Source organism: Paraburkholderia oxyphila NBRC 105797 (genome assembly GCF_000685075.1).
Taxonomy (GTDB): Bacteria; Pseudomonadota; Gammaproteobacteria; order Burkholderiales; family Burkholderiaceae; genus Paraburkholderia; species Paraburkholderia oxyphila.
Map to the genome: position 1 here is coordinate 164781 of NZ_BAYD01000010.1, position 23109 is coordinate 187889.

Annotated in this window: 22 protein-coding genes; 6 read left to right on the plus strand and 16 right to left on the minus strand. The window is 63.7% G+C overall.

What is annotated here, in order from left to right; translation table 11 throughout:
- Positions 1 to 49 precede the first annotated feature (49 nt).
- Positions 50 to 559: an HPP family protein gene (locus tag BO1_RS50380; protein WP_052409409.1), complete on the plus strand. Its 510-nt coding sequence runs from the start codon at positions 50 to 52 to the stop codon at positions 557 to 559.
- Between the two features lie 282 nt (positions 560 to 841).
- Here the strand turns inward: BO1_RS50380 and BO1_RS09610 are convergent, their stop codons facing one another.
- The 10 genes from BO1_RS09610 to BO1_RS09655 form a co-directional block, all read right to left on the minus strand.
- Positions 842 to 2032 carry an NAD(P)/FAD-dependent oxidoreductase gene (locus tag BO1_RS09610; RefSeq protein ID WP_043284296.1) on the minus strand — a complete coding sequence of 397 codons (1191 nt, stop codon included), beginning with the start codon at positions 2030 to 2032 and terminating at the stop codon, positions 842 to 844.
- Entirely contained in the window at positions 2029 to 2196 is a 168-nt protein-coding gene (locus BO1_RS09615; RefSeq protein WP_028217371.1) for a rubredoxin, read from the minus strand. Before BO1_RS09615 ends, BO1_RS09610 begins: the two co-directional genes overlap by 4 nt.
- A gap of 22 nt (positions 2197 to 2218) precedes the next feature.
- Positions 2219 to 3274 (minus strand): aromatic ring-hydroxylating dioxygenase subunit alpha, encoded by a 1056-nt coding sequence (locus tag BO1_RS09620; protein WP_028217372.1) that lies wholly within the window; start codon positions 3272 to 3274, stop codon positions 2219 to 2221.
- Between the two features lie 175 nt (positions 3275 to 3449).
- Complete coding sequence (locus BO1_RS09625) at positions 3450 to 3872, minus strand: DoxX family protein (RefSeq protein WP_028217373.1); 423 nt, start codon at positions 3870 to 3872, stop codon at positions 3450 to 3452.
- Between the two features lie 47 nt (positions 3873 to 3919).
- Positions 3920 to 4618 carry a pirin family protein gene (locus BO1_RS09630; protein WP_028217374.1) on the minus strand — a complete coding sequence of 233 codons (699 nt, stop codon included), beginning with the start codon at positions 4616 to 4618 and terminating at the stop codon, positions 3920 to 3922.
- Positions 4619 to 4871: 253 nt separating this feature from the next.
- Positions 4872 to 6050, minus strand: a complete 1179-nt coding sequence (locus BO1_RS09635; protein ID WP_028217375.1) for a thiolase family protein — start codon at positions 6048 to 6050, stop codon at positions 4872 to 4874.
- Between the two features lie 36 nt (positions 6051 to 6086).
- Complete coding sequence (locus BO1_RS09640) at positions 6087 to 6863, minus strand: enoyl-CoA hydratase/isomerase family protein (RefSeq protein WP_028217376.1); 777 nt, start codon at positions 6861 to 6863, stop codon at positions 6087 to 6089.
- Positions 6864 to 6871: 8 nt separating this feature from the next.
- Complete coding sequence (locus BO1_RS50385; RefSeq protein ID WP_043284299.1) at positions 6872 to 8251, minus strand: MmgE/PrpD family protein; 1380 nt, start codon at positions 8249 to 8251, stop codon at positions 6872 to 6874.
- A complete protein-coding gene (locus BO1_RS09650) occupies positions 8248 to 9468 on the minus strand; it encodes a CaiB/BaiF CoA transferase family protein (protein ID WP_028217377.1) in 1221 nt (406 codons plus the stop codon). The genes BO1_RS50385 and BO1_RS09650 overlap by 4 nt, the downstream gene beginning before the upstream one ends.
- On the minus strand, positions 9465 to 10751 hold the full coding sequence (locus tag BO1_RS09655; protein ID WP_043284301.1) for a CaiB/BaiF CoA transferase family protein: 1287 nt from the start codon (positions 10749 to 10751) through the stop codon (positions 9465 to 9467). The genes BO1_RS09650 and BO1_RS09655 overlap by 4 nt, the downstream gene beginning before the upstream one ends.
- A gap of 277 nt (positions 10752 to 11028) precedes the next feature.
- Between BO1_RS09655 and BO1_RS09660 the strand changes: the two genes are divergently transcribed.
- The 3 genes from BO1_RS09660 to BO1_RS50395 all read left to right on the plus strand — a co-directional run bounded on the left by BO1_RS09660 (position 11029) and on the right by BO1_RS50395 (position 14081).
- Positions 11029 to 11637 (plus strand): flavin reductase family protein, encoded by a 609-nt coding sequence (locus BO1_RS09660; protein WP_028217379.1) that lies wholly within the window; start codon positions 11029 to 11031, stop codon positions 11635 to 11637.
- A 98-nt stretch (positions 11638 to 11735) separates the two neighbouring features.
- Positions 11736 to 13115, plus strand: a complete 1380-nt coding sequence (locus BO1_RS50390) for an MFS transporter (protein ID WP_063744674.1) — start codon at positions 11736 to 11738, stop codon at positions 13113 to 13115.
- 72 nt (positions 13116 to 13187) lie between these two features.
- Positions 13188 to 14081 (plus strand): LysR family transcriptional regulator, encoded by an 894-nt coding sequence (locus tag BO1_RS50395; protein WP_043284303.1) that lies wholly within the window; start codon positions 13188 to 13190, stop codon positions 14079 to 14081.
- Between the two features lie 79 nt (positions 14082 to 14160).
- On the opposite strand, the gene BO1_RS09675 is transcribed toward BO1_RS50395, so the two are convergent.
- The 3 genes from BO1_RS09675 to BO1_RS09685 are packed head-to-tail and all read right to left on the minus strand — an operon-like array spanning position 14161 to position 17596.
- The gene (locus BO1_RS09675) at positions 14161 to 15546 is read right to left on the minus strand and encodes an MFS transporter (RefSeq protein WP_028217380.1); all 1386 of its coding nucleotides are present in this window, start codon (positions 15544 to 15546) and stop codon (positions 14161 to 14163) included.
- Between the two features lie 4 nt (positions 15547 to 15550).
- Positions 15551 to 16417: a hydrolase gene (locus BO1_RS09680; protein WP_043284304.1), complete on the minus strand. Its 867-nt coding sequence runs from the start codon at positions 16415 to 16417 to the stop codon at positions 15551 to 15553.
- 45 nt (positions 16418 to 16462) lie between these two features.
- The gene (locus BO1_RS09685) at positions 16463 to 17596 is read right to left on the minus strand and encodes a C45 family autoproteolytic acyltransferase/hydolase (RefSeq protein ID WP_028217382.1); all 1134 of its coding nucleotides are present in this window, start codon (positions 17594 to 17596) and stop codon (positions 16463 to 16465) included.
- A gap of 193 nt (positions 17597 to 17789) precedes the next feature.
- Here BO1_RS09685 and BO1_RS09690 point away from each other — a divergent pair, with 193 nt between their 5' ends.
- A complete protein-coding gene (locus BO1_RS09690) occupies positions 17790 to 18668 on the plus strand; it encodes a LysR family transcriptional regulator (protein ID WP_245643752.1) in 879 nt (292 codons plus the stop codon).
- Between the two features lie 17 nt (positions 18669 to 18685).
- On the opposite strand, the gene BO1_RS09695 is transcribed toward BO1_RS09690, so the two are convergent.
- The 3 genes from BO1_RS09695 to BO1_RS09705 all read right to left on the minus strand — a co-directional run bounded on the left by BO1_RS09695 (position 18686) and on the right by BO1_RS09705 (position 21397).
- Positions 18686 to 19465, minus strand: coding sequence for a substrate-binding domain-containing protein (locus BO1_RS09695; RefSeq protein WP_028217384.1), 780 nt, complete (start codon positions 19463 to 19465; stop codon positions 18686 to 18688).
- Positions 19466 to 19697: 232 nt separating this feature from the next.
- Positions 19698 to 20819 carry a porin gene (locus BO1_RS09700; RefSeq protein ID WP_043284305.1) on the minus strand — a complete coding sequence of 374 codons (1122 nt, stop codon included), beginning with the start codon at positions 20817 to 20819 and terminating at the stop codon, positions 19698 to 19700.
- Between the two features lie 44 nt (positions 20820 to 20863).
- A complete protein-coding gene (locus BO1_RS09705) occupies positions 20864 to 21397 on the minus strand; it encodes a hypothetical protein (RefSeq protein WP_043284308.1) in 534 nt (177 codons plus the stop codon).
- Positions 21398 to 21848: 451 nt separating this feature from the next.
- Here BO1_RS09705 and BO1_RS09710 point away from each other — a divergent pair, with 451 nt between their 5' ends.
- A complete protein-coding gene (locus BO1_RS09710; protein WP_028217387.1) occupies positions 21849 to 23096 on the plus strand; it encodes a LysR family transcriptional regulator in 1248 nt (415 codons plus the stop codon).
- Positions 23097 to 23109 lie beyond the last annotated feature (13 nt).

A 23109-nucleotide genomic window follows, 5' to 3' on the forward strand; every position in this document is an offset into this window, starting at 1 on the left:
CCTTCCGCGGTGCGCGCAGCGCCCTTTATACGGACCTCCCTCATCCCCAATGAACGAACTCGACAAGACCCGACTTGCCGCAACGCGCACGCCGTTGCCCTCACTCGCGCCCCGAGTGGTGCGCGGCTTTCTGGGTGGGACCGCCGCAATCGCCGTCGTAGGGCTGCTGGCGCAACTCACTGGATTGCCATTCGTGATCGCGCCGTTCGGCGCGTCGAGCGTGCTGCTGTTTGGTGCGCCCGAGAGCCCCTTCGCCCAGCCGAGAAACCTCGTATTCGGCCATCTGATCGCATCGGCCGTGGGGCTAGCCGTGTTCCGGCTCGCCGGCAACGATATCTGGGCCATGGCGCTCGCCACGGGCCTCGCGATCGCGGCCATGCAGCTCACGCGCACCGTGCATCCGCCGGCGGGCGCGGACCCGCTCGTCATCATGCTGAGCGGCAACGGATCGGCAAGCTTCCTCGTCTTTCCGGTGCTGGCCGGCGTCGTCAGCCTGCTCGCCATCGCTCAGGTCGTCGAATGGGTGGCCCGGATGGCTGCGCGCGCAACCGATTCCTGATGCACGCCACCCGAGCCTCCGGCACCGCAGTGCAGCCTCGATCTGGCCGCACCATCTCGTGCCCGGCGTCGCGAGGGACACGTGCGCTGACGCCCGTGACGCAAATCGCCCACGAAAAAAAACCGCGAGCATGGCTCGCGGCGTGAAAACACCAGGCGTCTCAGTCCGGGAGACAGGAATCCGGACATGAGCGCCAGTGCGCAACAGGGGTCGGTCAGCGAAAGCTGCCTGTCGTCGGACGCGATGGGGCCGCATCCGGTTGTCGATGATGCTGCGCCTGGCCTATCCTGCCGTGCCCGCGGCCATCGGCTTCAACAAAGCGGCCTTGTCTGCGGTGGCGGCACCCACCAAGGCAAAGCCCGTCATGCGCTTCGTTGCGGCATCTTCGCAGACCGCGCGTACCGCGTGCGGCGCATCCTGTGCGGCCGTCTCTAGCGTCCAGCGTCCGCCCGTCGCCGCTGGCGTCACCACGACGGCCGGTACCGCCGGTGTCTTGACCACGACGGGCATCACCGGGAAGTCGACACGCGTGAGCGTGCCGGACAGGGTACGGGCGAGCGCACGCGCCGCATGCATGATGGGCAGCACGTAGGGCTGCACGCGGCCTTCGATGGCTGCGCAGTCGCCGAGCGCGTACACGTCTGGCGCGTCGGTGCGGCACCAGGCATCCGTGCTGATGCCGCCTTCGATCCGCAACCCGGCCGCGCTCGCGAGCGCCGTTCGCGGCACGAGGCCGATCGCCGAAACGACGATATCGACATCGACTGCATGGCCGTCGCTCAGCGTCAGGCGGTAACCCGGACCGCGCCGCACCACCGAGGCGACCCCGCAGCCCAGCCGCAGATCGACACCGGCGCCCGCCAAGGCGCGCGAATACACCGCCCCGGCCTCGGCGGGCAGCAGCCGCGAGAGCGGCACGCTGGCCGGGTCGATCAGGCACACGCGGTGTCCCGCGGCCACCAGATCGTTGGCGAACTCGCAGCCGATCAAGCCCGCGCCGAGTATGGCCACGGCATCGCCCGACGTGAGGACCTCGCGAAAGCGCGCGTAGTCGCCGAGGTCGTTGATCGACAGCACGTCGCCGGCACCGTCGCCTTCGACCGGCACGCGCCGTGGGTCGGCCCCGGTCGCGAGCACCAGCGCGCGATAACGGAGCCGCTGTCCGTCCACGACAATCGCATGCTCGCCCGGCAAGAGGCGCTCGACGTGGCGATGGGTCCAGACACGCGCATCGAGTTGCGTTGCCATCGCCTGTGCCGTGAAGTTCGCGAGCTCGTGAGGCGCCTTCTTCATCGCCAGCGCATTCGAGAGCGTGGGCTTCGAATAGAAGCTGCCGTCATCGCGGCTCACGATCACCACCGGCATTTTGGCGTCGAGCTTGCGCAGCTCACGCGCCACCGTGTAGCCGGCGAGCCCCGAGCCGACGATCACGACAGGATCGCTTTCACCCTCAGCGTGTTCGGAAGGCCTCATGCCACCACCTGCATCTCGAAGTCGTGCTTGCCGGTCGCGCAGTCCGGACACATCCAGTCCTCAGGCACATCCTCCCAGCGCGTACCCGGTGCAATGCCCGCCTCGGGCAGTCCTTCGGCCTCGTCGTAGCGAAACCCGCAGATCACGCATTCCCAGATCTTCATGAATTCTCCTCTCGTGCCTGCATCAACGGACATAGGCTTGCCCGAGCCCGATCTCCGCGAGCGCGCGCCGGTATGCACCGGAGGAGCGGTCGGCGAAAATCGGCGCTTCGAGGGAACGGTCGATCGGCAGATCCTCCGGGCACTGCAGCTCTACAATCGCGCGGTCCTCTTCGAATACCTGGCGGTTGAACGCGTAGACATCGTCGAGCGGCAAATCCTGGTCGAAATTGCGCGCGATGGGGACGAAGAGCCGCGTGTGCCGCGCCGACACCGGGCTCGCCGCATTGAGGATTGCCAGGCGTCCGTTCTCGGGAAAGTGCACCGTGAGCCGGGCGAAGAAGGGCACGTCGACCTCGAACACGCGGCGCCAAAGAAAGCCCTCTGGCGCACGATGCTGCATCGACTTCGGGAAGTTGCTCACGGTGCTCACATATTCGGCGCGCAGGCCGTTCGGACGCCGCTCGACGGAGTACTGCGGAACCACGGGATTGGCGCGATCCGCGAAGCTGTCGTGATGGATCCACGCAAAGTGCGCGACGTCGATGAAGCCTTCGGTTTGGCGCCCGGCCGAAGCGCGGATATCGATCGACGGCGGAAGGATCTGCTGATACCCGTCCGTGTTCCAGGCCGGGAAATCGGGCAACGGCAGCTCACCGCCGCCGAGCGACACCCACACGAGCCCATACGCTTCCTGCGCCGCGTACGTCGTCAGGCACAGGCGGTCGGGAATCGCGCCCTCCGGTTGCGAGGGAATGTGGTTGCACTTGCCATTCGCCCCATATTCGAGGCCGTGATAGGGGCAAACGAGATTGTCGCCGTTGACCCATCCGCGGCTAAGCGGAGCGCCGCGATGCGGGCACACATCGCGCGCCGCTACGACCCGCCCTGCCGAGCGGAACAGCACGAGCGATTCGTCGAGCAGCGTGACGCTGAGCGGCTTGTCGCCCACCTCGTGCGCGAACGCGACGGGATGCCAGTAGCGGCTCAGAATCTCCCAGTCATGGGCATCGAAGGTACAGTTGCGGGGCATGGCGGGGGCCCCGGCGCGGGTCAGCGTCACCACCTGGGGTTGAGTCATTCGCGTCTCCTGAATCGTGTGTGTGGGTCACGGCGGTAGGGAACGCCCGTTCCGGCCCGCCATGTGCACAACGATATTCAGAAGCGAACGCGCCTCCCATCCCTCAACCGCCATGTAGTCCATGTAGCGATCGACATGGCGCGGCCCCGCGAAGACCGCAGCCGATGACCGACGATCAGCTCGCGCTGGCCGCCATCGAACGCGCGGATGCCCGCCCGGCGCGCGCGTCCAGGCTGAACGCGCCGGCGCCGAAGTAAGCGATCTGCAGCAGGCCGCCCGCCATCATCACGTTCTTCAGAAAGTGGATCATCTGGTTCTGATCCGCGAAGTTGTGATGGAAGAACATGGCGGTGACCACGCAAAACACCGCCATGGCCGCCGCCACCGCGCGGGCCCGGTAGCCGGAGATCAGCAGCAGCCCGCCGCCCGCCTCGATGAGCACCGAGACGATAAACGCAAGCGGCGGAACCGGCAGACCGACAGCGGCGATATAGCCGACGGTCGCGCCATACGCAGCCAGCTTGCCGAGCCCGCTCATCAGAAACGGTGCGCCGATCAGAACGCGCCCCAGGAGCGGAAGAAACTTGTAGCGATCCATGAAAACCTCCGAAATGTCGTTATTGAGTGGATTGTGAAATAAGGTGCTCAGCCGATGTCCACCATCACCAGCTCAGAATCTTCGAGGGCGGATATCTCGGCCGCCGCCACTTGCGTGATGGCCACGCCATCCAGCGGCCCCACGCGTTCGCCGTTCACTTCGATGCTTCCCGAGGCCACGACGAGATAGGCGCATCGCGACGGCGCCAACGCTTGTCGAATCTGCTCGCCCGTCTTCAGCGTTGCGCCGAGCACGCGCGCGGCCGCCCGTATGGGCAACGCGTCGGTATCCTCCTCGAAGCCGCTGGCAAGGACAACGAAGCGTCCAGACCGGTCGCCTTTGGGAAACGGCTTCGTGTCCCAGCGCGGCGCGCCGCCGCCCGTACGAGGACGCAGCCAGATCTGATAGACCTTGAGCGGCACGTCGCCACCATTGAATTCGGAGTGACGGATGCCCGTGCCGGCGCTCATCACCTGGACGTCGCCCGCGTGAATCCGGCCCTCGGAACCCAACGTGTCGCGATGCTCGATCACGCCCTGGCGTACATAGGTGATGATTTCCATGTCGCGGTGCCCGTGCATCGGGAAGCCAGCACCAACATCAATCTCGTCGTCGTTCCAGACGATCAACGGTCCCAATGCCGAATGATCGTGGTTGCCGTCCGCGCTGACCACGAAGTGATATTTCGCGCGGAGCCAGCCTGCATCCGCTGCGTCCAGTGAGTCCCAACGCCGGTGGGTAAGCATGTGTGCATCCCTCTTCTTGCACCCGAATGAAGGGTATGAGCGAAATCGGCAGCGCGCCGAAATCACGGTTGATGGTTCGATTGAAGGGCATGCTATATCCGCGTGCGGCGTGTGCCTACTCGCCAGTGAGCAACGCAACATTGCTCCCGGTAGAACGATGGGGTTGGGCCGGGAGCGCGGGGTTCAGGCAGGGGGTAGAGGATTTTCAGCAGCCAGGCGCGCACGCCGGTAGGGCGTGCGCGCAGGCTCGTGATTAGAAATTGGTGAGTATCGTCGCGGCCGCGAGCGCCGAATCGGCACCGAGTTGCCCGCCGGAGCACTCGGCGAGCGCAGCCCTTGCGCCTTCCCGCTGACGCGCGCCAGCCGTGCCACGCAGGTGAGTCGTGAGCTCGATCAGCTGCGCAATGCCGGTGGCCCCAACGGGGTGGCCGCGGCTCAACAGCCCTCCGCCCGGATTTACCGGAAGCCGCCCGCCAACCGACGTGACGCCGTTGCGAAGCAGCGCGACGCCCTCTCCGGGCGCGGCGAATCCCAGTCGCTCGTAGAGCATGATCTCGGCCGGCGCAGACGCGTCGTGAACTTCCGCCACGTGAATATCTTCCGGACCCAATCCGGCCGCCTCATAGGCGGCATTCGCAGCCCTTTCGGCCGCGGTCGTGCCAAGGCCGTCCTGGTTGGCCGAAACAATGGCCGACGCCTTGACGTAGACGCGCGGCTTCGCCAGGCGTTGCGCGAATGCTTCGCTGACCACAATGGCCGCCGCTGCACCATCCGCGATCGGCGAGCACATGTTCAGCGTCAGCGGCGTGCTGATCATGCGGCTGCCGAGCACCTCCCCGGCCGTCACCGGTGCGCGGAACTGCGCCCACTCGTTGGTCGATGCGGCCTCCCGGCTCTTGATGCAGACAAGCGCGAAGTCCTCCGGCGTGGCGCCACTGAACGCCATGTAACGGCGCGCGCGCTCCGCGTAGATGTCCATGAACACCGAGTGCCCCTGAGGCGCATCCATCTGGAGCCGCGCGCGCTCCTCCACGTCCACTCCGGAGGCGAACGCGCCGAAGGTCACGGCTTTATCTTCGTGCGTGAGCTTCTCCGCCCCGATGGCCAGCGCCACATCGGTCTGACCCGACGCGACCGCCAGCCATGCGAGGTGAAATGCCGTCGAACCCGATGCACACGCGTTATCGACATTGATGATGGGACGCCCCATCACGCCGGTATTGCGCAGGGCGACCTGTCCTCGAATCGTCTCCTGGCCCGTGACCAGACCGGAAAGCGCATTCGCGAAGTACGTCACACCGATCTGCTCGGCTTCGATACCTGAATCGGCCAGAGCGGCGGATAGCGCCTCCTCAGCCAGCGATCGCACCGTGCGGTGCAGAAATTTACCGAATACGGTTTGCCCAATGCCTGCAACAACGACCCGTCTCATCTCGCCTCCAAAAATGCGCGTACCTGCGTTTACCTGTTACTTGCCCGTGAATACCGGTTTGCGTTTCTCCTGAAACGCGCGGCGCCCTTCCAGCCGATCCTCGGTGTCGCGAAGCAAGCCGAGCGCGAACTGTTCCGACTGAATGGCAGTCAACAGAGGCAAGTCGAGTCCATCGCGCACGAGCCGCTTCACGGCCCGCACCGCCAGCGGTGCATTGTCGGCAATCCGGCGGGCAATCTTCATGGCCTCGTCCCTCAGGTTTTCCAGCGGCACGACGCGACTCACGAGGCCGATCCGCAGGGCGGTTTCCGCGTCGATCCGATCGCCCGTCAACATCATCAGCATCGCATCGGACATGCCGACCATGCGCGGCAGCCGCTGCGTTCCGCCCGCCGCCGGAATGCTGCCGACACACACTTCCGACTGCCCGAACTGGGCATTGCTGGACGCGATGCGGATATCGCACGCCAGCGCGAGCTCCATCCCGCCCGCGAGCGCAAAGCCATTCACGGCGCAGATCATTGGCTTGTCGATCTCCAGGCCCGCGAAGGGATAGAGCCACTTTTCCCGGCCAAACGTCAGCTCTGCGAAGCTCTCTTTGGGCGGCATGGTCTTCTTCAGATCGGACCCGGTGCAGAACGCCTTTTCGCCAGCGCCCGTGAGCACGACCACGCGAACCCGTTCGTCCCGGTTGGCGATTTCAAACGTGCGGTTCAGCTCTGCAAGCGTCTCCGGATCGAGCGAATTCAACGCTTCGGGCCGGTCAAGAACGATGGTTGCGACGGAATCCGTCACCTCATAAAGAATGCTCATCCCTTACCTCATGCAGTTATGTGTTCGATTGCGTTCAGGACATCGCGCACGCTGGCCGTCCCGATCATTTCCGCGCCGCGATAGAGCGTCCTCGCGTCGATCGGGCTGTCCGCCCATGCGAGGCAGTCCGCCAGCTTGGCGAGCAAGTCATCATCGGCCAGTGGATTGGACGCGTCGCCGCGCAACGTCTCGACTCGCCGCGAAACGCGGCGGCTGTCCCTCAATGTCACGGAAATTTCCGCCCAGCGCGGCGTGATCTCGCCGGGCGCTTCGTGGGCTTTTATGCATGCCATCGCCGTGCGGAGGTGAGGTCGACGCACCGCCTCATCGGCAAACGTCGAGAGGCGAATCTCATCGTCTTCCAGAGCCGCCGCAATTGCATATTCCATGCTGAACTTCCCCTCGACGCCGTTTTCGGGCAATCGTCTCAATAGCGGGGATAGCGTTCCGTAGCTCGTCCTGATGTCGATGCGCTCGAAGTCGTCCAGGCCGAAACCAAACTCACGCTTCAGATCGAATAGCCCGTCCAGCGGCCGATGAACCGCGTAGCAAGCCGGATACTTCTTGATCTCCACACCCACGCGGTCGATTTCGAGCGGCGCCGTATTCAGCGAAACAAACTCCTGCGAGATATCTTCGTAGTCCGAATACAGTCTCGTATAACCAGCCTGACCATCCATGGCGAGCGGAGACGCGGTAAAGCCCTGCTCGGCGAGCAAGGTGGCGCGCAGGGCCGCCGCACCGCACTGGCCGGCCTGAAACGACTTGGCGTCGAATCCGAAGCTTTGGCGCGTTCCGGCGGTTTGCGAGACCGCAAGGCCAATGGCCGAGACCGTCTGGTCGAAATCCAGGGCCAGCAGATGGGCGCAGGCGGCAGCGGCAGCAACAGTCCCGACCGACGAGGTCATATGCCATCCGCGATCGTAGTGGGTCTTGCTGAGAGCGCTGCCCAGTTTGCTCGCGATTTCATATCCCACCACATAGCTGCTCGCCAGCCGCAATCCGCCGATATCGCGCGACTCGGCCAACGCAATCAGCGCCGGCAGCAACGCCACGCTCGGATGCCCGCCCATCGACGATGATGCGTCGTCGAAGTCCAGCACATGAGCGGCAACGCCGTTGTATAGCGCGGCCCCCTCTACCGTCGTCGCGACGCCCAATCCCCACAGGCGCGCCTTCTGCTCGCCGCCGAAGTCGCCAGAAAGGCCGTGAATATAGTTCCTCACGCGGATCGCGGCTGGTTCCTTGCTCCCTGCTACGCAGACCGCAAAGGTATCCGCGATCGCCCTGGCGCACACGCGCAGGTGTTCATCGCTAACCCTCGAGGGCTCAAACGAGCATGCGAATTGCGCGAGTATTTCACTCGTCGAAGGCTGCGCCGTCCTCATGTCAACACCCCCTTCAGGCGCAAGCTGGCGACCCCGGCTTCATCCATGCCGAAGACGTCCCGGCAAACCTCCTCGGTATGCTGTCCCAAGAGCGGCGCTGGCCAGCGCACGGTCTCGCTGTGTCCACTGATACGAAATGGCGGTGCGTTATAGATCGCTTCGCCCATCTCCGGGTGTTGCAGCCGGACCCAGTGCTGCCGATGCTGCAACTGCAGGTCGCGCTCCACGATATCCTCCGCGCTGCGCACAACCCCTGCCGGCACGCCATGACGCTGCAGTCTCGCCATCAGCGCATCCGCTTCGTAGCGGCTGGTCGCCTGCGCCAGCGCCGCGTCGAGTTCATCCCCGTTTGCCTTGCGATCGTGCGCTGTCGAGAACTGCGCCGCGCGCAACCCATCCGCTTCGGGAAGCGCCGCAACAAGTCCGCTCCATGCCGCTTCGGTCCCGGCCGAGATCGCGATCCACCGGTCCACGCCCTGGCACGGATAGACGCCATGCGGCGCAGTCGCGGGATGCCGATTGCCCATACGGCCGCCCACATTGCCGTTTGCCGCGCAATCCATCATCGTGGGGCCGAGCAGTGCAACGGTCGGTTCGGTCTGCGCCACGTCGATGTACTGCCCCTGCCCGGTGCGGCGACGGTGGCGCAAGGCCGCCAGCACGGCAAAGGCCGCATGGCATGGATTGGGAATATGGTCGGGGAAGTTGGTCCCCGTGCCAGCCGGCTCCTTGTCCGGCAGCCCGGAGAGAAACTGAAGCCCGGTCAGCGCGCCGATCGTCAGGCCGAAGCCAAGGTACTTGTGCTCCGGGCCGGACGAACCTTGCATCGACATCGCCAGATAGATCGCGTCGGGACGAATCTTCTTCACCGCTTCATAGCCGAGGCCGAACTTCTCCATCGTGCCCGGGGTGAAGTTATTGGCGACGATGTCGCTCGTTTCAATCAGTTGCCGGGCCAGTTCCTGGCCCTCTGCGGTCTTGAGGTTGAGCGTGATGCTCTTCTTGTTGCTGTTGCGGTCGGCGAAGTAGCCGCTGCGATTGACGCCTGGCACGCCCTGGGCGTAGGGACGGCTGCCGCGTAGCGCATCGAGGCGGTCCGCGCTTTCGACTTTGATGACGTCCGCACCGTGATCGGCAAATAGCTTGGTCGTGAACGAGCCCGCTCCGATCCATGTGAAGTCGGCAATCCGAATGCCTTCAAGAGGAAGCTTGTTCAATTCGAAACTCCTGCTTGTTGTAGCGCCGAGCGCTCTGCCTTGCCGTAGCCGAGCCCGGCAAGAATCTCGTCCGTGTGTTGACCCATGAGCGGTGCGGGCGACGGTGCGTGCCACGGCGTCTCCGAGAATCGATAAGGCGCGCCCGGCGCGACGATGTCCTGCCCGGATGGCAGATGCTTGATCGAGCCGAAAAACTCCCGGTAAGCAAGCTGCCGGTTCTCGATGATGTCCTTCGGCATGCTAATTGGACAGACCGGGATGCGGCGCTCCTGGCCGGTTTGATACAGCCAGACCTTGGTGTGCTTTTTTGCGAACGGCACGAACAGCTCGGAGAAGCGATGCTTGGCTTCCTCGGTCACGAGATAGTCGTGATCCTTCCAGGCGTCTTCGAGTAGCTGGGCGGCTTCGGCCACGCCGTCGTCGATCATCCACTGCACCGTCGACTCCCAGAATCGCGCCGACGCGATCCCCCCAGCCATCAGATAGATTTGTCCGTCCGCGCAGTCGAAGACTCCGGTCCCGGCCATCTTCAGCTGGCCGGACTCCCGCTTGCGAACGACGCGTTCGAGGTCATAGAACTGGATGGCATTCTCCATCCCCATGACCACGCACTCCTGGATCGAAACATCGATGTGCGAGCCGCCTTGATGTCCGGGCTCGCCAGTTTGACCGAGCAGCGCGATCATGGACGCGACAGAGGCGAATTGCGCAGCAGCCAGATAGGCCAGATTGCCGTGTGCCGCGATCGGCGGACTATCCGGGTAGCCGCCAAGGTAGAGCATGCCGCCCAGCGCGAGAGCGACAATATCCTCGGACTCGTAATTCGCATACGGACCGTCTTGACCGAAGGGCGTGATGCTGGTCATCACGAGATCCGGCGCGACCGCGGCGAGCGAAGCGTAATCCAGGCCCCGCTTCGCCATCACGCCCGGCTTCTCGGATTCGATCAGCAGATCCGCTCGCTTGACGAGCTCGATAAAAGCACGCTGCCCTTCGGGCCGGTCGAGATCGAGGCAGACGCTCTTCTTGCCGGCATTGAAATACGTGAAAGGGAGGCTGTATTCCGGATCGACGTGGTTGTCGAGGAATGGCCCTTCCCGACGCACGCTGGACCCGTTCAGCGGCTCCACGAGGATCACCTCCGCGCCGAGATCCGAAAACTGCTTGCCGCAATATTGTCCGGCCAGGCCAGACATGTCCACGACCCTGAGCCCTTCGAGCGCCGAAGGTCTCTTCAACGCTTCGTGAGCGTCGGCCACGCCACTATTCACTGTGTTGTTCATGTAGATGCCTTCTCTCTCTCCACCATGCTGGCGCATGCCAGCGCTTTCGGAGTGAAAGTTATGCCCACGCAGGCAACGGAACAAGAACGGAAACTTTCTTTCTGTTATGCATGCGCGGCATAGGGAGGCGCGCGTCGCTCGCGCAAGAACAGAAAGCAGCAAGAAACGGCATATCAGAAAGAAACATTCCGTTCTTGTTGGCGTGGGCCGCCTTCCCTAGCATGGACTCACCCGCTCAAGCTGGAAGCGGATCAACCAACACAGCTCACTTCGGCATATGGACCATACTTCATACGAAACGGTGGACCTTCTGGGTTTCACCGAGGAAAATCGTTATAAATTCCTCACGGGCTCCGTCGTTCCGCGCCCCATCGCGCTGGTGACATCCCAGAACGACGAAGGCGTCCTCAACGCCGCGCCATTCAGCCAGTTCGTGATCCTGTGCGTGACCCCACCGTTGCTCGGCATCGTCGCCCAGACTCGCCCCACCGGGTACAAGGACACCGTGCGCAACATCTTGCGTTCGGGCCAGTTCGTCATCAACGTGGTGTCGGAACACATGGCGGACCAGGTGCAGCAATGTGCGGTCGAATATCCGTCGACGGTCAGCGAGGTCGAAGAGGTCGGATTCAGCACGCTGCCTTCCGTGACCGTGCTGCCGAAGAGAATCAAGGAATCGCCGCTTCAATTCGAATGCCGCCTTCATGAGCATCACGAATTCGGCACGGAGGGCTCGCCAACGACGATGATCGTCGGCGAAGTCGTGCTGGTTCACTGCGCGGAAGGGGTACGCGAAGGGCACCGGGTCAATCACGACGCGCTGCGCCCGTTGGGCCGGATTGCAGGCCGAAGCTATTGCCGCACGCAGGACACCTTGAGCGTTTGAGGCCGCCAGGCGACGCACACCTGCAACAGGATACGGACGTTGAAGCCAAACCTATGGTCCGATCCGCTCCCCTTTTTGCCATCCCTCTGGAGACACCTATGGCAGACAGTGCTGCGCCGGCCGTCGCGCAGGCGCCATCACGCGATGAAACGCAGCTCTATTCGCGCATTGGCTGGCGAATTTTCCCACTGGTGCTGCTGGGCTATATATTCGCCTACCTCGATCGCATCAATATCGGATTCGCCGCGCTGCACATGAAGGCAGACCTCGGATTCACCGACGCCGTCTACGGACTGGGCGCGGGGATTTTCTTTGCGAGCTATCTGGCCTTTGAAGTGCCGAGCAATCTGCTCTTGCAGCGAATTGGAGCCCGCCTGACGCTGGCCCGCATCATGATTTGCTGGGGCATCACCTCGAGCTGCATGATGTTCGTGCGCACGCCCGCGATGTTCTACGCGCTGCGTGTTCTGCTCGGAATGTTCGAGGCGGGATTTACGCCAGGCGTCGTGTTCTATCTGACGCTCTGGTATCCCAAGGCCAGGCTCGCGCGGGTCACCGCGCTGTTCCTGAGCGGCGGCGTGCTGGCCGGTCTGGTGGGCTCGCCGCTCTCCGGCTTGATCGTCGATTCGATGGCGGGATTGCACGGCCTGCGCGGCTGGCAATGGCTTTTCCTGCTCGAAGGCGTGCCGTCCGTGCTGCTTGGCCTGGCCTGCCTGTTGTGGTTGCCGAACGGCCCGCATGAGGCCCGCTGGCTCTCGGACGATGAACGGCAGTCCGTCCTGGAAGGCGCGTCGCGGGAAAGTCACGGGAAACGGGCAGGCTTTGCCGGCGCGCTGCGCGATTTCAACGTCTACGCGATCGCGCTCGCCTGGTTCACCGTCATTTGCGGCACCTACGTGATTTCGTTCTGGCTTCCGCTGATGCTGCGTCATGCGGGGCTGCTCACGGCATCGCAAATCGGCCTGTGGTCCACCATTCCCTATGGTCTCGGCGCAATCGGGATGCTCGTGCTGTCCCTTCATTCGGATCGCACGCTGGAGCGCCGGTGGCATGCCGCCGGCTGCGCATTGGCGGGTGCCGCCGCACTTGGATCGCTGCCTTTCGTCTGGTCCAGTTTTCCTCTCGCGCTCGCTTCGTTGAGCGTGGCCACGATCTCGGTCTTTGGCGCCATGCCGATTCTGTTCTCGGTGCCCATGACCCTGCTGCCGCGCTCTTCGGCACCGGGCGGCATCGCGTTGATCAATTCGATCGGCCAGACCGGGGGGTTCCTGAGCCCGTTTGTCGTGGGCTGGGTCAAAACGTATACCGGCAGCTTCGATTTCGGCCTGTATTTCATGGCGCTCCTGCTCGCACTCGGCGCATGCGTGATCCTCTTTGTAGTCAGGACTACCCCGCAAGTTCCGCGCGAATCTGTCGATGAATCGGCCCCGGTAAGGCTTGCGTCCCGGCCCGGCGCCGAAAGCGAGAAATCCGCGTAAGGCCCGCGTGGATCACGCTAGAATGGTCACGACGACAGGCATGGGGCCCTACTAGAGCGGTCTTTTCCAACCATGGACATCAAGCAGCTTCGCTATTTCGTCCGCATCGCTGAATTGGGCAGCGTCGGCAAGGCATCCGATGTCTTGTCGATCGCCCAGCCAACTTTGAGCAGGCAGGTTCGCGCGCTCGAGGTCGAGCTCAAGACGTCGCTTTTCTCGCGCAATGGCCGCGGCGTGATCTTGACGCCGGCGGGCCGCCGGTTTCTCGAACATGCACGCGGCGTACTTCACGCCGCCGACTCGGCGCTGATTGCGTTGAAGGACGGCACAGCGGTCTATGAAGGGCGCGTGGTGGCGGGCCTCACGCCGAGTGTCGGGCGAACCTTGATCCCGACATTCGTCGAACGCTTCGTCGAGCGTTTCCCGAAGGCCTCGCTCAGTCTGGTCGAAGGCTATTCGCTTCCGCTCCACGAACAGATGCTGCTCGGGCAACTGGATTTTGCAATCGTTCTGAACCCCGCCACGTCGCCGAGCCTCGTCATCGAACCCATTGCAACGCAGGGGCTCTATCTGATCGGCTTGCATCCGGTCGGTCCTTCGGCCGAAGAAGTCGCATTGAGCGAGCTCGCCCGAATCCCGTTGATCATGCCCCACGCTTCGCATGCGATCAAGCCGCTGCTCCAGTTCGAGGCAGCGCGCCTGGGCATCATGTTGAACATGGAACTCGAGATCGACGCGGTGCGCTCCATCATCGAGCTGGTCGAGCGCGGCATAGGCTACACCGTCATGCCGATCAACTCGATACGGGTCAGCAACCATCCCACCTTGCACTGGCAACGGATCATCGCGCCCGAGATCGAGGTGACGCTTTCGATGATCACGCCCGTCAAGCGGCCCCACACCGCACTGCCGGTGGAAGCGGCGCGCCTCGCGATGGAAACCCTCGTTTCCCTGTTGAATCGCTAGCGTTATTGCGCGCCGCGTTCGCCGGAGCCACGCGCGTGTCGTGTTCCCGCCTGGCGCAGCGTTGACCCAATGCTCGCGGTTACGTGCGCAGATGCGTTTGCTCGCGTGCAGAAACAGCGCCGGTCGAATCGGGGGCGTCATGTGCGAACGCGGGATGGCTGCGCTCCACGCGGTCGTCGCGCAGAACCCGCCGCCCCGTGCGCGTCAGCAAGACGAGCGCGATGGCTAGCAGACTCGTGCCGAACAGATAGCCTGGCGGAATGAACCGGGCGTCCGTGAACCGCGCCACAACCGAGATATAGAAAGGCGCCAGCCCGCCGAACAGCATCACCGCCGTGTTATAAGCGATTGCGACACCGGTCGAGCGCCCTTGCACGGTGAAGATCTTCACGAGCATCCCAGGGTGAGCGGCGCCTTGCAGCGTCAGGAACAACATCCCGACCATCTGCACGAAGATCAGCCTGTGCTCGGTCGGCTCGCCGAGCAGGTACCAGAAAAGCGGAAAGACGCACGTCATCCATCCCACGATGAAGAAGCAGAACAAGCGATACGCGCCGATGCGGTCCGCGAGCTTGCCGAAAACGGGCGAGAGCACCGCAGTCACGAGACTCGTGATGAACACGCCGCGCAGTGTCGAGCCCAGCGAGAGGTGCAGCTGGTACTGCGCGTAATTCGGCAGATACGCGTTCCATACGTAATTGAGCGATGTCCCGGCAATCATGACGCCCATTGCACACACGAGCGCGTCGCCGTTCTCGCGCAAGAACTGGCGCGCACGCGCGAGCGCCGGCGCCTGCGCGGACGGACGCGCCTGCATGCGCTGATAATCATCCGACTCGCCAATTTGATGCCGGATATAAAAGCCGATCGGTCCGACCAGCGCGCCGATCAGAAACGGCACGCGCCATCCCCAGGCGGCCAGCGCCGCATGCGAGAGATGACTCGTCAGCAGGTAGCTGCAGCCCGAGGACATCATGGCCGCCACGCCGAGCGACACCATGTTGAAGCTGCCGTAGTACATCTTCTTGCCGGGCGGCGCCACTTCGTAGATCGTGACCGACGAGAGCGCAAACTGCGCGCCCACAGCAAAGCCCTGCACGAGGCGGCCGACGACCACCAGGATGGGCGCCGCCAAACCCAGCGTGGCGTACCCCGGCGTCAACGCGAGCAGCAGCGAGGCCAGCGACATCGCCACCATGATCCACGACAGCGCCTTCACGCGCCCTGCCCGGTCGGCGTACATGCCCATCACGACGCCGCCGATCGGCCGCACGAGAAACCCGACCGCGAACGTCGCAAAGGTCAGCAGCAAGGACTCGCCGCGATTCACGCCGGCGAAGAACGTGCGCGCGATCAAGCCCGAGAAATAGGCGTACACCGCGAAGTCGAACCATTCGAACGTGCCGCCTGCCACGGTCGTGATGATCACTTTGCGGATCTTGCGGGCTTCGCTCGTGGTGTCCATGGGCTCAGTCTCCCGTGCGCAGCGTGCGCAGACTGTCTGCGAAGAACTCCTGAACCACCTCGACCACTTGCAGGCCGTTGTGGGCGATATTGTCGAGCTCGTCAAATCGTACGCCAATACCGGCCGCTTCGAACGAGGCCTTGAGCGCCCTGAGCCGCTCCGGGCGAGTCCTGCCGGCGTCGTTGATGCCCGGCAGGTACATCGGGCTGTCGTCGCGCACCGTGATCTCCCACGTTTCGAGATCCGCGCGGCCCACCACCATCTGTACCGGTACGCGGCGCAATGCGGGGAGATCGAAGGGCTTGCCGAAATGGCGCTCGAAGCCCCCCACGCCCAGCCACCACGCCTTCGACTCGTCGAGCAGGGTCACGTTGCCCGGCGCGCCGATGGAGGCGGCCCACAGGCGCTCCGGGTGCGCATAGGCGAAACGGTTGACGAACTGGCCGCCGCCCGAGTAGCCGAACAACGCGAAGGTGTCGAAGCGCTTGCCATAGCGCTCGCCGACTTCGCTCACCATCTCGAGCAGGACCTTGTCGTAACGGATATCGCCTTCGGCGAGCCGCTTGAAGCCGTTGCGATCGCCGTCGCCGCGCACGCCCACCGGAAAGAGCGGGCACAGCACGATGCAGCGGTTCCAGCGGCCGAAGCCGGCAAATGCATCGCGGTACTGAATGAATTGCCGGCCGGTGCCGTGCATCACGACGACCAGCTCGACGTCGTTGCCGGGCACGGTCACTTCCGGCGGCACATAGAGCGTGTAGGGAAAGCGCGCATCGTAGCGGCTCGCATACACGGTCGTCGCGCCCAGATCATAGAGCGCTTCGGCTTTCGCCTGGCCCGTTGCGGGCGGCTTTTCGGCAACCTCGGACATCGGTGTCTCCTCCATCATGGCTTCTGGTATGGCGTGCAGTGAGGCTCAAACCGCCTCGGCAACCGGATCGTGCTGCAGGCTGTAGCGCGTGAAGACGCGGTTGAGCGCCGGCATTGGCGCGACGTCCATCTCGCCGCTGGCTGGCTGCATGACGATCATCGCAACCGTTGCCGTCATCGTGTGACGCGTGCCCGGACGCGGCGGCCGGCACACCGAATACGGCGTGCCGAACGCGTCGAACAGCGCGGCCTTGACCGCGTTGCGGTCCAGCTTCGGCGCCGCGTTGAGCAGCTGGCGCACGCGCCAGTCGCGGTAGTAGCTGTCGGGCGAGCTCTCGCAGCCGGTGTCGCGCAGCTTCGTGCGCGCCACCGGATTGACCCAGTGGTTCGCGTGCACGATCAACTGATCGTCACCGGGCCAGATCGGAAACGCCTCGTCCGGCGCGCATTCGAAATCGATGCCGAAGCCCTCGGCCATGCCCAGCATCAGGTTGTTCGAGCACGACTTGGGTGTCGTGGCGATCACGCGCAGCGCATTGGCGAACACCGGCTCTTCGAGCACGCGGCGGCGCAGCAGCGAGAGCGGCACGCCCAGCTGCGTGAAGTCGCGGTCGGATTCGAGGTAATTCGCGGTGATCGACACGCCCGCCGCATTCAGCCCGCTGCGCGCGAGGCCGCCGGCCTCGACGAAGGTCAGATAGTCGGGACCCTCTTCGTTGCGCACGCGCAGGACGATGCCGGTGTCCACGCAATCGGCTTTCCAGTCCCAGTTCTGCGCGTGGATCAACTGCCCCGTCGACGAGCGCGACGGCAGCACCAGCACGCCGGTGCAACCGTCCTCGTCCTCCGCGTCGGCGGGCAGGGTCTTTTCGGCACGCGCCTTCGCCAGCACTTCGGTACGGGCATTGATCATGACGATGTCGTCGAACGGCACCTCCGCCCCCGCCGCGATGCCGCGCATCTCCTCGAGATACGCCGGCTGGAACTCGCCGATCGCCTGTTCGAGCGCCCGGATCAGCGCCCTTTGCGAAGCCTCGCTGTAGCCGGCGTTGCGTAGCGTCTGGCCGTAGCGCGACGCACTCAGGCGAACGCGATCGCCTACCGCGCGGCCATATTGCACCCCACGCTCGTAAGCATTGCCGGAAACGGAAACAAAAGGAAACGGCTGAATCTGCGGCATCGTGCGACTCCCAGTCTGAAACGGATGAGCTTGTGACGCAGTGATTTTCGAGCGCTGAAAACAAAATAAAAAGCGTTATTTTGTTTCTTGAAAGGAAAGATTTTTTTTCGTTTCGTGCGATCATGCGGCCATGGAAACACCGCGCGCCAGCGCCGCGAGCGGGAGTTTCAGACGAATAACGAGGAGACAGAACATGAGCGAAATCCGGATGCTCCGGACCTTTCTGGCGATCGAGCAGCACGGCACGATGGCCGCCGCCGCCGATCGCATGGCGCTGACCCATGCAGCGGTCGGGGCACAGATGCGCACGCTGGAGCGCGTATGCCAGCGCCAGCTATTCGACCGCAGCGGCCGCAGCATCCAGCTCAACGATGCCGGGCGCTCGATCCTGGAGCAGGCGCGCGCGGTGGTGGCGGCCTATAACTCGCTGCTTCGCGGCGTTGCCGATACGCACGGCGTAGAAGGCACCGTCACGATCGGTGCAACCGTATCGTCGATGGGTTTTCTCGCCGCCAACGTCATCAAGCTGAAGGTGCCGTATCCCGCCTTGAACGTGCGCCTCACGCATGGCAGCAGCCCCGAGCTCGAGCGTCAGGTGCGCTCCGGCGAGATCGACGCCGCGGTCATCATCAGCGAGCCTCGCACGACGACGCTGCCCGAATCGTGGGAGCGTCTTTACGAGGAGCCGCTCGTGCTGCTGGCCAATCCCGCCATGGCCCCTGACGAGGCCTCGGTGACCTCGCTGCTCAAGCGTTTTCCATTCATCGGCTTCGAAGCGGCCTCGCTCACCGGCAGGCATGTCACGAGCCTGCTGCGCCGGCTGCACGTCGAGGTCACCCCGGTGCTGGAAATGAATTCGATTGCCGCCATTGCCGACCTGGTGCGGCAGAACGTGGGACTCTCGATCGTGCCGCGCCTGCGGCACGCCGCGTGGGCCAACGATCCACAGCTGGTCGCCAGGTCCATTCCCGGCACGACCTGGCGCCGGCCCGTTGTGTGGTACGAGTTTGGCCGCCAGCCCCGCGCCACGGCCATCGTCAAGAACCAGTTGCTCGCGGCGCTGGCCGAGTAGTGCCGTGGGGTGCCGCTCTAGTGACCCGAAATCGGGTCGAGTCCCGTCGACTCGATCACCGCCTGCGCGTCAGGTGAGGAAAGATAGTCGAGGAGTTGCTTCGCCTCGGCGGGATGAGGCGCGTTGACAGGGATACCCGCCGCGTAGCGTGTGACCGACTGCACCGACTCCGGAATCTTGCCGACGAACGTCGCGCCCGCCACGGGCAGCAACTCGCTGACCTGCTGGAAGCCAATCTGGTATTCACCGCTGGCGACGACACTGGCAACCGGAATGCGCGGGATCATTTTTGCCTTTCCCTTCATCTGGTTCTCGATGCCAAGCTTGCTGAAAAGCTGCCGCTCGATGTAGACGCCGCTCGCGCTGTCCGAGTACGCGACCGATTTTGCGTTCAGGAGCGTTTGCCTGAGGGCATCGACCGTGCTGATGTCCGGCTTGCTGGCGCCACTGCGAACGACCATGCCGATGCGCGAATCGGCCAGTTCCACGCGCGACGACGCGACCACTTTCCCGCGCTTGATCAGATCGTCGAGCGCATAGCCGACCATGATGACCACGTCGGCAGATTCGCCGTTATCGAGCCGGTTTGGAATCGCCTGCGGAGTAGTGCCCATTGAGGGGCCGAGGATCGTCTCGAGCGTATTTCCCGTTGCAGCCGTGAATTTTGCCCCGAGCTGCTTGTACGCGGCGGTAAATCCCCCCGACGTCATCACGCGAAGCTCCGCCGCCAACGCCGCATGGGAGACCAGCGTCGCAACGCACAGCAGAACAACCCAACCTTTGAGCAGTGTTTTCATAACTGAAGTGAATCAAAAGAAGGTGAACCCCGCCGCGCCCAATGGCAGCGGGACGTCCTGAAGCGGCAGCCATGCATCACCGACGTGTCGGATGCGCTACCGAAGCCTGTGGTCGCACAACTTTTCAGCGCCAGCTTACGAAGGATGCTTTTGTAGCGGCACCCGGTGTTAACCCGTAACGCGTTGCCTGGCAATATCGCGCGCGCGGCGAGCAGCCGCTCAAATTCACGGCTCAGAACAAATGCCGAATGCCTATTTGCACACCCGTTTCGTTCTGCCCCGCATCCGGCGTGAGGAATGAACCCGTCGTGATGCTGGCACCCGCCATCTTGAACTGGGCACCCTTGTAGTTGTTCAGGCGCGAGACCACGCCATACAAGCGCGTGCGTTTCGACAGGTCGTAGTTGACGATTGCGCTCATCTGGCTGGCGTCATTGCCCAACGACGAACTGTCCTTGATATAGGCATAGCCAGCGCCCACGGAAAGGAACGGGTTGAAACGGTAGTCCGCCGAAATGGAATACGTGCTGTGCCAGTTGCCGGGCGTGTTGCCTACCGGCCCCACGGCCGGATCGTATTTGCCGGCGGGATTGCTCAACGCATTGCCCGTCGTTGCGGAGATCACGTCGTTCGCCCTGAAATAGCCGAAGTAGATCTTGCCCCAGCCATAGTCGTAGTTACCGCCGGCCATGATCTCCTGAACGCGATTGCTGACCGTGCTGTTCGCCGCATTCAGGTAGGCCGCCGCGACATAGACCGGCCCGAGCGTCGTCTGCACACCGGCCTGATAAACCGCATTGCCCGCGAGCGTTCCCGGCTGCCCGCCGACCGAATAGTGGAGTTCGACCTGGGTCGTCCCCAGTTTCGGCGAAAGATAGCTGATGTCGTTATCGACGCGCGCGAGCCAGTTGGCGAAATCATTGAAGCCGGAGCCGTACGTCGCTGCGCCGAACGCGTCCATGTTGCCGCTCCACGCGAACATCGGCGTATTCTGGCGGCCAAACCTGAATTCGCCATAAGGCGCGGCGACGCCAACCCATGCTTGCCGGTCAAAGAATCGATACGCGTTCTGCTGCTTGCCGGTTCCGGGATCGAAACCGTTCTCCAGATCGAAGGTGGTGCGGTATCCGCCGCCGAGATCCTCCGAGCCGCGTATCCCCCAGCGGCTCGTGAGTTCGCCGTTGTTGCCCAGGGTGGTCAAAGACGTGCTCTTGCCGCCGCTTTTCGCCGATTGGTAGCCGACGAACTCGTCGAGAATGCCGTACAACGTGATCGATGATTGCGCATGAGCCTGCGTTGCGCAAAAGCTCGCAATCAAGGTGCCGAATACTACCGCCGTGGTCTTGTTATGCATTTTGTCTCCAGGTCTCGCCAGGAACTGCGCCGAATTTCGTGTTGTCAGATTTGAGCGCCCTGATGCGGTGCGAGCATGCGCTTGACGACCAGCGCGAGCGGCACAGTAAAGACAAAATGCGACATGAACCCGCCAATGACCACGTTCGGGTCGAAGTAGTTTGGGTGATTGGCTGAAGCGATCATGATGAGGGTGTGCATCACGATCCACGCGAACATCGCGTAGAACAGCGCGATAAAGGTGGCTTCGTACCCGCGGCGGCGAAAGTATGGCCAGATCGCGGCGAACAGGACACCCCACGAAAGCGCGAAAACGAAGTGAATCGCCGTGCCGAGCAAATACGCCCAGATGCCGAGCTCGTCCTGCACGGCCTTGCCGAACACGAGCCCGGTTGCGTTGCGGGGAATCCCGGCAAGCGGCATCAGGTGCTGCACGCCTACCCAGACCAGCGCCTCGTAGACCCAGATCAGCGCCGCCCCGGTCAGTCCGCCGGCGAGACCTGCGCGAAGGGTGAGCCTCACACCCGGCTGGTCCGGCACGACACAGTTGCGCTCGCCACTCGCATCGCTGTTGCTCATGCTGTAATGTCCACTCACTTTCGTTCTCCTTATCATATTGGCTCGATGGCCACGTTTCTGGGTGACGTGGCTTGTGCGCTGCCGCAGTACGTGCTGTCTTCCGCCAGCAGAGCATGCCCCGCGTGGAACGCAACAATACGAAGGGGACGGTGTCCATCGACAGCGAGGGTAAACGTGAACGGACAAGCGATCGCGTCTTTGGAATGCGCTGCCAGGTCCCTGCCGGACCGGGCTCAGCACGCTGAAAGCCCCGTGCAGCAAGGGTCCGGAAGCTTCCTGAGGTTCCCTCGCGCGTTTGCGCGGCGCCCCCTTGCGCAGGACCTCCGATAAAGAAAAACGATGGCGCGAGAACGAACTCGCAAGTCGGTACGCGAGCGTCCCTGTCCACTACGCTTGCGGCTATACTTCCTGCCAGCCAAGACCGGCGCGATGACCGTGGCAACCCGGATTTATGAACGATAGCGACCTGCTGAACCTCGCCCATCTCTACGCGGTGCGCCTCATTGCTGAAATGGGCAGCGTGAGCCGGGCCGCCGCTGCGCTGTATCGCGCTCAATCCGCCGTCACGCGAGCGGTTCAGGAGACCGAGTCGGCACTCGGAGAGCGGCTTTTCGACCGCAAGCCCTCAGGCATGTTGCCGACGCCCGTCTGTCGCACGGTGCTCAAGCGCGCGGAGCGTGTTTTCGGAGAACTCGAGGAACTGGCGCGATGGAGCCGGGCCCGGCAGTCGCCGAGGCAGGCGCTGGTGCCAGGCAACTTGCCGCCTTACCTGCTCAACACGCGCCGGCTTCAATTGCTGGTCGCACTCGCGCGGCACAAGCACATGCCCGGCGCAGCGCGAGCATTCGGAATCACTCAGCCTGCCGTGAGCAGCGCCATTCGCATTCTCGAAAGCGGCGCAGGCATGCCGCTCTTTACACGAAACCCGCGCGGACTCCTGCTGACGAGCGACGGCGAGACCTTCCTGCTCCACGTGCGCCGCGCGCTGAATGAGTTGCGCCACATTTCGGACGACGTCGCGGCCTTGAAAGGCAGCATTCAGGGCGTCGTGACTGTGGGTGCGCTGCCGCTCGGACGCACGCTGATCTTGCCCGAGGCCATCGCCCGCGTGGTCGGGCAGTATCCGGGCGTACGGGTGGTGACGGACGAGAGCGCGTACGAAGTGCTGGTGGGCGGCCTGCGGGCGGGGGATGTCGACTTCATCCTCGGTGCGCTGCGCGCAAACGATGCGGCGAGCGGCCTCGAGAACGAAAAATTGATGACGGAGGATCTCGTCGTGCTGGCCCGTCAAGACCATCCGCTGGCCCGCGAGCGCAACTTGTCGATCCGGCAGCTCGCCGAGGCGCAATGGATACTCTCGCGTCGTCAGTCGCCAACGCGCGGCCTGTTCGAAGCGATGTTCAAGCGCGTGAAGGTCAAGCCGCCGATGCCGTCCGTCGAATCCGCCGATCTCGCGGTGATACGCGGCTTGCTGCTGCGCACGGACATGCTCGCGGTGCTGTCGGCCCAGCAGTTGCACTACGAATGCCAGTCCGGCCAGCTCGTGGTGCTCGACGCGCCGACACGCGACACCAGCCGCGACATCGGCTTGACGCTGCGCGCCGGCGGGACGCCATCGCCCGCGGCGCGTGCGTTGATCGACGCCATTCGGGTCGTGGTGGGCGAGGTCGCCCGGACGACACGCGTCATTCGTCGTTAGGGCTGCCGAAGTT